This window comes from Stutzerimonas xanthomarina DSM 18231, assembly GCF_900129835.1.
GTDB lineage: Bacteria > Pseudomonadota > Gammaproteobacteria > Pseudomonadales > Pseudomonadaceae > Stutzerimonas > Stutzerimonas xanthomarina.
Genome location: NZ_FQXA01000005.1, coordinates 1 through 12,256 on the forward strand (window position 1 = coordinate 1; position 12,256 = coordinate 12,256).

Annotated in this window: 7 protein-coding genes and 2 pseudogenes; 2 read left to right on the forward strand and 7 right to left on the reverse strand. The window is 58.9% G+C overall.

The features are described from left to right. Window positions 1-567: 567 nt before the first annotated feature. The 6 genes and pseudogenes from BUE09_RS13515 to BUE09_RS13540 all read right to left on the reverse strand — a co-directional run bounded on the left by BUE09_RS13515 (window position 568) and on the right by BUE09_RS13540 (window position 8,050). Window positions 568-1,129: pseudogene (locus tag BUE09_RS13515) on the reverse strand (REP-associated tyrosine transposase). Window positions 1,130-1,312: 183 nt separating this feature from the next. Beyond that, the gene (locus BUE09_RS13520) at window positions 1,313-1,963 is read right to left on the reverse strand and encodes a hypothetical protein (protein WP_073301457.1); all 651 of its coding nucleotides are present in this window, start codon (window positions 1,961-1,963) and stop codon (window positions 1,313-1,315) included. A gap of 78 nt (window positions 1,964-2,041) precedes the next feature. Further along, window positions 2,042-2,236: pseudogene (locus tag BUE09_RS13525) on the reverse strand (transposase); the annotation flags it as partial. A gap of 346 nt (window positions 2,237-2,582) precedes the next feature. Continuing rightward, the gene (locus BUE09_RS13530) at window positions 2,583-3,266 is read right to left on the reverse strand and encodes a hypothetical protein (RefSeq protein WP_073301458.1); all 684 of its coding nucleotides are present in this window, start codon (window positions 3,264-3,266) and stop codon (window positions 2,583-2,585) included. Between the two features lie 177 nt (window positions 3,267-3,443). Continuing rightward, window positions 3,444-4,694, reverse strand: coding sequence for a ribonucleotide-diphosphate reductase subunit beta (locus BUE09_RS13535; protein WP_073301459.1), 1,251 nt, complete (start codon window positions 4,692-4,694; stop codon window positions 3,444-3,446). A gap of 455 nt (window positions 4,695-5,149) precedes the next feature. Next, the gene (locus tag BUE09_RS13540; protein ID WP_073301460.1) at window positions 5,150-8,050 is read right to left on the reverse strand and encodes a ribonucleoside-diphosphate reductase subunit alpha; all 2,901 of its coding nucleotides are present in this window, start codon (window positions 8,048-8,050) and stop codon (window positions 5,150-5,152) included. 929 nt (window positions 8,051-8,979) lie between these two features. Between BUE09_RS13540 and BUE09_RS13545 the strand changes: the two genes are divergently transcribed. Then, on the forward strand, window positions 8,980-9,702 hold the full coding sequence (locus tag BUE09_RS13545) for a response regulator (RefSeq protein ID WP_073302002.1): 723 nt from the start codon (window positions 8,980-8,982) through the stop codon (window positions 9,700-9,702). Further along, window positions 9,699-11,315, forward strand: coding sequence for an ATP-binding protein (locus BUE09_RS13550; protein WP_073301461.1), 1,617 nt, complete (start codon window positions 9,699-9,701; stop codon window positions 11,313-11,315). Before BUE09_RS13545 ends, BUE09_RS13550 begins: the two co-directional genes overlap by 4 nt. A gap of 142 nt (window positions 11,316-11,457) precedes the next feature. Here the strand turns inward: BUE09_RS13550 and BUE09_RS13555 are convergent, their stop codons facing one another. Beyond that, window positions 11,458-12,171 (reverse strand): 4'-phosphopantetheinyl transferase family protein, encoded by a 714-nt coding sequence (locus BUE09_RS13555; RefSeq protein WP_073301462.1) that lies wholly within the window; start codon window positions 12,169-12,171, stop codon window positions 11,458-11,460. Window positions 12,172-12,256 lie beyond the last annotated feature (85 nt).

Sequence of the window (12,256 nt, forward strand, 5' to 3'; positions counted from 1 at the left end):
GGGATGATTTGATCGTTTTTTAGCCGAATCACCGTTTTGAAATCGGCAAGGGCTGGAGTCAGCCAGAAATACCTGACTACTTCAGACCATCCTTAGCTTTCTTGTGATAAAAATTAAAGCCGGCGCCACCAGTCAGGTCAAATTCGAAACCTACGATCAGGCGGGCACTTGTTCGCCTGAGCAATTTGCCAGGCACACAGGATGATGCCCAGCGCCTCCGATTCCGGGTGGTCTAGCAAAGTCTCCGGGCTGGATAATTGTCATCTAGAGCAGGCAAAGCAACGTCGAGCTGATGTCGTTAGCCGGAGGCTGGAGCGTGACTTGTACAACATCCCGAACTTGCGAAAAGACGGCGGTAGAAATAGAAGACAAATATCGCGAAGCCGAGCAGTGGTGGCCCGGCCTTGAGAATGATCGATATATGCTGATTGAGAAATGCGCTGGATGATTCAAGAAAGCGGTCAAACACGTCTTCATCTGACGCTGGCTGGTCGATTCATCGCTGTTGCATCACGTCATCCCTGAAGCCGATTCGAAGGCGGCCACGCTACGGGAGCGCGCGGAGCGTTAGTTCTTACCTTGGATCACAGAGTGTGGGCTTGTGCTTGAGGCATCGGAGCAGGCAGCTCTTTCCCTCCTCCAGTCGTTGGGATATATCCCAACCCTGACGGCGCGATGGAAGCTCGAGTAGGGCCAATCGGCGACACGGGTAACCCCATCCATGTTTCAGCGGATTTAGGTGGACATAATCGACGTGATGGCGGTAATCGCGCTCGTCACGAATCAGGTGTGCCCAATAACGTCGCTGCCAGATCCCTCGTTCATTACGGGATCGTTGCGTTACTGTGAGCACCTCCGTTTTGGGAAGCCTCCTAGCAAACGCGAACTTAATGACCTTCCAACGCAAAGCGAAATCAGCGTCGCCATCAGGTAGCGTCCAGATGCAATGCATGTGATCTGGCAGGACGACCCATGCATCGATACGGAAGGGATGGCGGTCCTTGGTGGCGCGAACCGTCTCGCGGAGAAGGTCAATGTGACGGACAAGAAGATCGCTTCGACGGTTACGCAAATTGACCGTGAAGAAATAGGTGGCGCCCGGCATCTGGGCGCGGCGGTATCGATACATGCGACTCATCCTTGAGCATTGTGTTTGCGGCAAGTTCGTATTGGTGGATAAACAAAGCGTTATCCACCCGACGCCATCTCACCCGCCCACACCGCCGACGCATCGACGTTGCCGAAGGTAGGGTGGAAAACGGCGAAGCCTTTTCCACGCGTTTCTTTCAGGCTACCTCGCTAGCCTTGGAAGTTAATTGATTTTTAGGTGCAAACGGCCGTCAGGGTGGTTTTTCAGAACTTCGAATTTAGTCCCCTTTAGAATAAATACTTCCCCTTGGGCTAGATTATGCGTGTATTCAATCTGGCCTATGGTTTCGGATTGGCTCATGGTGGCTACGGAAAAACGTAGCACGTCGCTGTCAGCCTTATCTGTACCAAGATACTGCAACTTCCAGGACGGATAGACGGCGATACGGCCCTCGTATGATAAATTCGATGTGTCTTCCTTTTTTATGAGAGGCCACGTGCGGTGCGTTTTCATGCCAGCAAACTGCACCATCGTTTTCTGAGTGTTGAGTTTGTGGTTCTTAGTTACGAGCGCTAGCTGTGGGTGGTACTCCGAGTTCGTTAGATACTGCTCACCAGTTTCGATATTGTTGTACTGTGCTTCCCATATTGAATTAACTGGAACTGCAGCTCGCCCAGCGATTGGGATGTCGCGTCTAGCTATATAGATTTCTTTGCATGGGCATTCATAATGTATGTAAGCGATGTCGCCAATGCTTATGGTTGTGTCGGTTTTTTGGTCTGGCGCGTTATAAACAATAACCGGAGCTAGCTTGTGCTGTCCGCAGCCTGAAAGAGCAAGAATGGTAGCCAGTATTGCCATTTTTTTATTCATTTAAGTCGATCCATTCTTTTTAGGTGTGTGTTAAGAATAACTTCCAGGTCGGCGTTAAACCAGCTTTGCCATCGATGGCGTCCAGACGCAATGCATGTGGTTGGGCAGAACGATCCAGACGTCGATGTGGAAGGGATGGCGCGAGCGTGTGGCTCGCACCGTCTCGCGGAGCAGGTCGACATGGCGGACCAGCAGGTCGCTGCGCCGGTTGAGCAGATTGACGGTAAAGAAATACGTGGCGCCCGGCATTTGGGCGCAGCGGTAGCGGGACATGGCAGCTCATCCTTGATCTTTGTGTCGGCGGGAGGGTCTGTATCGGTATAATCAAAGCTTTATCCACCCTACGCCACCTTAACCGCCCACACCGCCAACGCATCGACGTTGCCGGAGGTAGGGTGGAAAACGGCGAAGCCTTTCCACGCGTCACTTCCAGGCTACCTCGCTGGATCAGGCCGCATCAATTTAACGACGGGTTGCCACCTGCGGTGGCCACAGAACAAACTTAACCCATTGTCCGGAATGGGTTGACCTCTACAAACCTGTCGCCAAGGCTGACGAAAATGAGGTGGCGACCCAGCAAAGGACAGAAAATAAACTGTCCCCTGTTTTGTTTCTTTTATTAAAGATCTTCGAGAGCCCTGTCTTCCTGTCTTTCTGAGCTTATTTGCTTGCTGGTATTGGTTGTATCAGCTTCTTCATAGAATTCAGCTTCTTCTATTTCTGTATTTATGTCGTTTAGTTTGTCTGTGTCATATGATTCGTATGATTCATTCGTTTCATCTGTCTGGTATTGCTCTGCGGGTCTGCGCGCTGCATCAAGTGCGCGCCGCTCGTCGCGGTAAAGTCGAATGCCGCCTGAGTTTATTTTTGTTGTTAGTGGCGCATACCAGCAGCGTTGCCCGCTTAAGATGGTTCCGTCCCCATCTACCTGAAGTAGGCATGTAATTATTCCGAGACGAGATCTGTCAGTGTGTCTGAAGGTAAGAGTGATAAATCTGGATTCAAGGCATCCGCTAACATCAAATGTTCTAATTGATTCAATGTGAAAGTGATTTTCGGAGTCGACCCATTGGAAGGTTGCTTTCCCGCTGAGCTTCTCGCAGTTTTGCTTCAGCTCAAGTAGTAGCTTTTGGCTGGAGTTGACGTGGTGCCATGTGCCATTTATGTGGATTCCTCTATACATAAATTGGCGGTATAGCGGTAGGAGGACGGTTATAATTATGCTTTTTGTTATTAGAAGTACGGCTGCGGTTAGTAGTCCAGCAACAACTCCCAAAATGATGCTCTCTGTGATGTTCTGCATGCTGGTTCCATTGGCAAGTCGGTGAGGTAGCGCGGTGGGCTGATTCTGGTTGTTCGTGCAATTTTATGAGCAAAAAAAGCCCCGCACTAGGCGGGGCTTTTAGTTTCTCTCGCTACCCCGGACTTCCGTACTCAGGTAAAGCGCTTCTAATCTGTCCTAACTATCTAAACTAAAAAATCAATCCCAGCTCAACGCCCCACCAGTCTGATACTCAATAACCCGCGTCTCAAAGAAGTTTTTCTCCTTCTTCAAGTCCATGATCTCGCTCATCCACGGGAACGGGTTGGTGGTGCCTGGGTACTCTTCCTTCAGGCCAATCTGCGTCAGACGACGGTTGGCGATGAACTTGAGGTAGTCCTCCATCATCGAGGCGTTCATGCCGAGTACGCCACGGGGCATGGTGTCGCGGGCGTATTCGATTTCCAGCTGCGTACCCTGGAGGATCATCTGGGTCGCTTCGTCCTTCATGGCGGCGTCCCACAGGTGCGGGTTTTCGATCTTGATCTGGTTGATCACGTCGATGCCGAAGTTCAGGTGCATGGATTCGTCGCGCAGGATGTATTGGAACTGCTCGGCGGTGCCGGTCATCTTGTTGCGGCGGCCCATGGAGAGGATCTGGGTGAAGCCGCAGTAGAAGAAGATGCCTTCCAGTACGCAGTAGTAGGCGATGAGGTTGCGCAGGAATTCTTTGTCCGTTTCGACGGTGCCGGTCTGGAAGGTCGGGTCGGAGATGGAGCGGGTGTACTTGAGGCCCCATGAGGCCTTCTTCGCGACGCTCGGGATCTCGTGGTACATGTTGAAGATCTCGCCTTCATCCATGCCCAGCGATTCGATGCAGTACTGGTAGGCGTGGGTGTGGATCGCCTCTTCGAAGGCCTGGCGCAGGATGTACTGGCGGCACTCGGGGTTGGTGATCAGGCGGTACACGGCCAGCACGAGGTTGTTGGCGACCAGGCTGTCGGCGGTGGAGAAGAAGCCGAGGTTGCGCTTGACGATGCGGCGCTCGTCCTCGGAGAGGCCGTCCGGCGTCTTCCACAGGGCGATGTCGGCGTTCATGTTCACTTCCTGCGGCATCCAGTGGTTGGCGCAACCATCCAGATACTTCTGCCAGGCCCAGTCGTACTTGAAGGGTACGAGCTGGTTGAGGTCGGCGCGGGCGTTGATCATCTGTTTGTCGCCGACGTGAACGCGGGCGGATTCGCCTTCGAGTTCGTCCAGGCCTTCCTGAGTGTCGAGGTCGTCCAGGGCTTTCTTGGCGCGGGCGACGGCTGCGGAGTCGTCAGAGGCAACGGCGCGGGCTTCTTCGACGGAGCCTGCTGCGTCCTGGTCGAGTTTGGCGGGAGATTCAGTCTTGGCGGCAGCGGCTTGGGGGGCGGCCTGCGCGGTGGTGGTGGTGTCTTCTTCGTCGAATTCGTCCCAGCTCAGCATGGCGGTTTCTCCCGATTGGGGACCGGCTTGGCCGGTCGGAATGTTTTGGGCTTTTGTGTGTGCGCAAAAGCGGGTGTTGTGGTTGGGGGAGGGTGGTGGTGCCCTGCGTCCCGGTGTTCTGTAACAGGTCGGGGGTTGGGCCCGGCCTTTGTGTTGTCTGGTGGGTTTGCCCCTCACCCTAGCCCTCTCCCCGGAGGGGCGAGGGGATTGGATTTGAGGTGGCGTCGGGCTATGCGCTAACTCGGGTGATGAGTTGGCGGATAGCGCTTCGCGAGCAAGCTCGCTCCTACGAAGATCAAAGCGAACGCAGCCACTCGGTGTGAGCGCGAAGCTGAGCGAGGCCGCGCTAGGCGTCTGCCAAGTCGGAGCCCTGAGCGTACAGCTGTACGTGATGGGGGCCGGCTTGGCGGACAACAACGCGCGGTCCGCTCAGATTCGTGCGTCAGCCAGGCTCCTTATTGGCAGGCTTCGCAATCCGGTTCATCAATGGCGCAGGCCTTTGGGACCGGTGCTGGGCCGGCGGCCATTTCTGGTGCTGGCGCAGCTTTAGTCGGCGCAGCGCTGGCGCTGGCGCTGGCGTTGCCACCGCTGGACACGGCGTTGAGCTTGCCAGTGTTGACGGTGGACTTCTCGGTGCTGGTTGCGGCCAGGGCACGGAGGTAGTAGGTGGTTTTCAGGCCACGGTACCAGGCCATGCGGTAGGTCACGTCCAGCTTCTTGCCGCTGGCGCCGGCGATGTAGAGGTTCAGCGACTGGGCCTGGTCGATCCACTTCTGGCGGCGGCTGGCTGCGTCGACGATCCACTTGGTTTCCACTTCGAAGGCGGTCGCGTAGAGGTCTTTCAACTCCTGCGGGATGCGCTCGATCTGCTGCACGGAACCGTCGTAGTACTTGAGGTCGTTGATCATGACCGCGTCCCACAGGCCGCGCGCCTTGAGGTCGCGAACCAGGTAGGGGTTGATCACGGTGAACTCGCCCGACAGGTTCGATTTCACGTACAGGTTCTGGTAAGTCGGCTCGATGGACTGCGACACGCCGGTGATGTTGGCGATGGTCGCGGTCGGCGCGATGGCCATGATGTTCGAGTTACGGATGCCGTTCTTGACGCGGGCGCGAACTGGAGCCCAGTCCAGGGACTCGGTCAGGTCGACGTCGATGTACTTCTGGCCACGCGCTTCGATGAGGATTTGCTGCGAATCCAGCGGCAGGATGCCCTGGCTCCACAACGAACCCTGGAAGGTTTCGTAAGCGCCGCGCTCGTCGGCCAGGTCACAGGAGGCCTGGATGGCGAAGTAGCTGACCGCTTCCATGGACTTGTCGGCGAAGTCGATGGCGGCATCGGAACCGTACGGAATGTGCTGCAGGTACAGCGCGTCCTGGAAGCCCATGATGCCCAGGCCCACCGGACGGTGCTTGAAGTTGGAGTTGCGCGCCTGCGGCACCGAGTAGTAGTTGATGTCGATGACGTTATCGAGCATCCGCACGGCGGTGCGCACGGTGCGCTCCAGCTTGGCGGTGTCGAGCTTGCCGTCGACGATGTGACGCGGCAGGTTGATCGAGCCCAGGTTGCAGACGGCAATCTCGTCCTTGTTGGTGTTCAGCGTGATCTCGGTGCAGAGGTTGGAGCTGTGCACCACGCCGACGTGCTGCTGCGGGCTGCGCAGGTTGCACGGGTCCTTGAAGGTCAGCCATGGGTGGCCGGTTTCGAACAGCATGGAGAGCATCTTGCGCCACAGGTCTTTGGCCTGCAGGGTCTTGTAGTTCTTGATCTTGCCGTATTCGATCAGGGCTTCGTAGTACTCGTAGCGCTCCTCGAAGGCCTTGCCGGTGAGGTCGTGCAGGTCCGGTACTTCGCTTGGCGAGAACAGGGTCCACTTGCCGTCGTCAAAGACGCGCTTCATGAACAGGTCCGGAATCCAGTTGGCGGTGTTCATGTCGTGGGTACGGCGACGGTCGTCACCGGTGTTCTTGCGCAGCTCGAGGAATTCCTCGATGTCCAGGTGCCAGGTTTCCAGGTAGGCGCAGACCGCGCCCTTGCGCTTGCCGCCCTGGTTGACCGCAACGGCGGTGTCGTTGACCACTTTCAGGAAGGGAACGACGCCCTGGGATTTGCCGTTGGTGCCCTTGATGTAGGCGCCCAGTGCGCGCACCGGGGTCCAGTCGTTGCCCAGGCCGCCGGCGAACTTGGAGAGCAGGGCGTTATCGCGGATGGCGTCGTAGATGCCGCCGAGGTCGTCCGGCACGGTGGTCAGGTAGCAGGAGGACAGCTGCGGACGCAGGGTGCCGGCGTTGAACAGGGTCGGTGTGGAGGCCATGTAGTCGAACGACGACAGCAGGTTGTAGAACTCGATGGCGCGGGCTTCGCGCTGTTCTTCCTCGATGGCCAGGCCCATGGCGACGCGCATGAAGAAGATCTGCGGCAGCTCGAAGCGCACGCCGTCCTTGTGGATGAAGTAACGGTCGTAAAGGGTCTGCAGGCCGAGGTAGGTGAACTGCTGGTCCTGCTCGTGGTTGATCGCAGCGCCCAGCTTGGCCAGGTCGTATTCCTTCAGGCGCGGGTCGAGCAGCTCGAACTGCACGCCTTTTTCCACGTAAGCCGGCAGGGCTTTGGCGTAGAGGTCGGCCATTTCGTGATGAGTGGCGGACTCGGCGACTTCCAGGAAGCTCAGGGCTTCGGCGCGCAGGGTGTCCATCAAGAGGCGGGCGGTGACGTAGGAGTAGTTCGGCTCACGCTCGACCAGGGTGCGGGCGGTCATCACCAGGGCGGTGTTGACGTCGGTCTGCTCGACACCGTCGTAAAGGTTCTTCAGGGTTTCTTTCTGGATCAGCGCACCATCGACTTCTTCGAGGCCTTCGCAGGCTTCGGTGATGATGGTGTTCAGGCGGCCCAGGTCCAGCGGCGCCATGCTGCCGTCGGCACGCTTGATGCGAATGCTCGGGTGGGCGTCGACCGGGGTTTCCACGGCGCCCCGCTTGCGCTCCTGGCTACGGGATTCGCGATAGATCACGTAGTCGCGGGCGACTTTCTGCTCGCCGGAACGCATCAGGGCCAGTTCGACCTGGTCCTGGATTTCTTCGATATGGATGGTGCCGCCGGAGGGCATGCGGCGCTTGAAGGTGGCGGTGACCTGTTCGGTCAGGCGGGCAACGGTGTCATGGATGCGCGACGAGGCGGAGGCATTGTTGCCTTCCACTGCGAGAAACGCCTTGGTGATGGCGACGGTGATCTTGTCATCGGTGTAGGGGACGACTGTACCGTTGCGCTTGATCACGCGCAGCTGGCCCGGCGCAGTGGCGGCCAGGTCCAGCGTGCTGTTGTCGGCGTGGGGGTTCTCGCGAGTGGACTCGTTCTGCATGGGGTCTCCGGATTCTCTCTGTCTCGGTAGCACGTTAAGTGTCAGGCCTGCCTCGTGGGGCGGCCTTGATCGGGTGTTGCTATCTCGTACTGCATGAACCATGCCCCGGCGAACCGGCCCATGGGTGACTCAAAACTGGAAACGATCCGGCACCGGGGGTGGCGAATCGATTGTGCCGAAGCATAGTCAGGCGTTGTGAAGATCACAACCTCAAAACACAACATGTAGTGTGATGCGTTCCTCGCATGCGCTACTGCTGGGCTTGAGCAAAATCAACGTTAGACGCGGCAGTATCGCGATCTGCGGCGGCGATCTATCGCGCCAGGCGCGGGCGCGAGCCGGGTAAAAATCAGAGCGAATTTATTTGCTTGCTTTTTTCGGCGCTTGTGCCTGTTTGGCTTTCGACACCCAACATATGGGGTAAAAGGCGCCTGGAGCGACACGATAGTGGCGGTTCAGACACAGCGCAAGGCGCTCGAAATGAACAACCTGTGGATAAGATGTGGGTGAGCTGTGCGCGATCAGGGCGCAGCCCGCGCCGTTTCGGGGCTGCACGATGTTCAGATGAAATGCGTGCTCAAGCGTGTTTTCAGATGCCTGGCTCTGCTGAATGCAAAACACTATATGTGGTGTTTTGTCAAAGGCGGTTTATAGCATTATGCGGCTTGCGAGACGGGTGATTTGACGGATCGGGCGTGAATACTGGCCTTTTGCCTGGGGCTCCGTTGGGCGCAGAGATGTGAAGGCCGCTACGAAGTAGCCGCTGCCACGCGTGTAGCGTTCATCGCTGATCGGAGCTGGGTCAAACGAAGGCATTTTCATGGGGGTGGCTACGCCCGGATCGGCAGGCAAGCGGAGCACGTCTGCCGCTGCCATCTGCAAGTGCCCTGACGCTACAATGCCGGCCGGTGTCTGAGGAGGGCGCGTTGGTGGATCAAGAGTCTTGGAACATCCTGATTGTCGAAGATGACCAGCGGTTGGCCGAGCTGACCCGTGAATATCTCGAAAGCAACGGTTTGCAGGTGTCGATCGAGGCGGACGGCGCCCAGGCGGCCGAACGCATCATCGATGAGCGGCCCGATCTGGTGGTGCTCGATCTGATGCTGCCGGGCGAGGACGGCTTGTCGATCTGCCGCAAGGTGCGTGACCGCTATGACGGCCCGATCCTGATGCTGACCGCCCGCGCCGACGATCTCGATCAGGTACTTGGCCTGGAAATCGGCGCTGATGACTACGTCTGCAAGCCGGTGCGGCCACGGCTGTTGCTGGCGCGTATTCGTGCATTACTTCGCCGACGCGAAGGCGTGGAGGCAGCCGCGGCGACCGGCAGCAAACGGCTGAAGTACGGCCCTCTGGTGGTGGACAACGCGCTGCGCGAGGCCTGGTTGCGAGGCGAAGGCATCGAATTGACCGGTGCCGAGTTCGACCTGCTCTGGCTGCTGACATCCAATCCCGGACGCATCATGTCCCGTGAACATATCTTCACCGAGTTGCGCGGGATCGAATACGACGGCCAGGACCGCTCCATCGACGTGCGGATTTCCCGTATTCGTCCGAAGATCGGCGACGATCCCGAGCATCCCAGATTGATCAAGACGGTGCGCGGCAAAGGCTATCTATTCGTATCCGAAGCGGCTGAAGCGCTGCAGTGAATTCGATCTTCCTGCGCATCTACGGCGGCATGCTCGCCGTGTTGGTGCTGGTGGGGCTGTTGGGCGCCGGTGGTCTGCATCTGCTCAACCAAGTGCGGGCGGATCATCACCGAGAGGCGCTGGCAGCCGGCACCTTTCGCCTGATGGCACACAACATGAGCAGCATGACGCCCATCGAACGGCGCCAGGCGGCGAACCTCTGGGGGCGGTTGCTAGGTATCCCCTTACGCGTGCGCACCCTGGAAGACATCAGGCTCGAGAGCGGCCTGGAGGCCCGACTGCTGCGCGGCCAGGTGCTGGTGGAGCAGATCCGCCCTGGCAGCGTGACGATCTACTCCCTGGTCAGCGCCGATGACCGTCTGGCGCTGACGGGCGAGGTCGAACAGCTCAGTGAACAGCTGGCTCGCGCGACTATCTATCTGCTGATTGACGAGCTGATCCGTTATCCCGAGGCCGAACAGCCCCAGCGCCTGGCCGAGCTCAAGGCGGCGCGCGGTTTCGGCTATCCGCTGGAGTTGCTGACCCGCGACAGCGCCAGTCTCGATGATGATCAGCGGCGCCGGCTGGATGAAGGTGACACGGTGATGGCGCTGGTCAACGGCGGCGAGGCCATCCGGGTGTTCGCTGCAATTGCCGGAACGCCCTGGATCATGTCGCTGGGGCCGCTGCGTCAACTCAATCCTTATCCGCCTGAGCTGCTGATATTCATCGGTGTGCTGGGCCTGTCGCTAATCGGGCTGACGGTGTATCTGCTGGTGCGCCAGCTGGAGCGGCGCCTGCGAGGCGTCGAGCGCGCTGCCACACGCATTGCCACCGGCCAGTTGGATGCCCGCGTGCCGGATGCCGGCACCGATTCGGTGGGCCGTCTAGCCAAGGCGTTCAATGGCATGGCCAGTCATCTGCAGCGCTTGCTGGCAGTGCAGCGGGAGATGGTCAGCGCGGTGGCCCATGAGCTGAGAACGCCGGTCGCCCGGTTGCGTTTCGGCCTGGAAATGGCCGGTTCGGCGCAGACACCGGAAGCGCGGAACCGCTATCTGGGAGACATGGACGGTGACATCGACGATCTGGATCGTCTGGTGGATGAAATGCTGGTCTATACGCGCCTCGAGCGCGGCTCGCCGGAGCTGACGTTTAAGCAGGTGGATCTGAGCGCGCTGGTCGATCAGGTCATCGGCGAGCTCGCTCCGCTGCGTCCAAATGTAAGGGTCGAACGTGGGGCCTGTGTTGCGAACGATACCGGCAGTGTGGTCGATGCCGAACCGCACTACCTGCGCCGCGCCTTGAGCAACCTGATCAGCAACGCCATGCGCCATGCCGAAACGCGGGTTCAGGTCGGCTTCGTCGTCGATGCCGAACGGGCACAATTGATGGTCGACGATGACGGCCCGGGCGTGCCCGAGGAAGCGTGGGAGAAGGTGTTTGCACCTTTCCTGCGCCTGGATGACAGCCGCACCCGAGCTTCCGGCGGGCATGGTTTGGGGCTGTCCATCGTCCGGCGGATTACCTACTGGCACGGCGGCCGTTCGCAGATCGGACACAGCGAATTGGGCGGCGCACGTTTCACTCTCATCTGGCCGCGAAGGCAGACGGGTTCGCGCCTCCCAGCTCAGTGACCGACTCCAGTGTTTGCAGCGATGGGTTGCACCCATCGCTACGTAAACGAACTCTCGAACCGCCAACGCCGCGATTGTCCTGCATGTGGGTGGGTAAAACCCATCAACCCTATGCACACAACCATTCATCCCTCAAACGCAATCAGGCGGTAATGCCGACCAGGCTCAGCAGGTAATCCTCGAACTGGACGAACTGGCCATCCAGCTCGGCGCCGGTTTTCCATTCTTCCGATAGATCAGTGAGCAGGCGCAGGCGGGCGTAGCCGCTGCTGTCGTGATGGATCAGCTCGGCGTCCTGAAAATAGAAGCGCTTGTTCACCAGCGGGTAGAGCGCTTTGAACAGGCTTTCCTTGATGGAAAAGGTCAGGGTGACGCGCAGCCCTCGCTGAGCCTCGTTGAGTGCGGCGTAATCTCCCAGTTCGCGCGGCGTGAGGATTTCAGCGACCAGACGGTCGGCCCGCGCAAGGGGAATTTGCTTCTCTACATCCAACCCGATACCGCGCCACTGCTCGCGACGCGCCACAACGGTTGCAGCCCAACCGGCGCCATGGGTGATGGAGCCGACCACCCCGGCAGGCCAGCAGGGCGAGCGGTCCTCGTTCACGGCCGGGATGCAGGGTGCGCCGGTCACCCTGCGCAAGGCTTCGCGGGCACAGAGACGGCCGGCGAGAAATTCGGTCTGGCGCTTGCTTACGGCGCTCATGCCCGGCACGCCGCAACGCGTGAAGTCCTCGGGGTCGAGCAGAGCAGGGTCGAAGCGGGTGCTGATCAACTGCACGCCGGGCAAGGCGAGCGGCAGCGGCCAGTGATCGCTCAGGGGCGAGCAGCAGGCCGGGTGATAAAGAGTAGATGTCATGGCGTCAGTTTGCCTCAGGGCGGGGCCGGGCGCAGTCCCGGCGATGCACTTCCCCTATAGATGGCCTCTTCGCAAGCGAGCATCG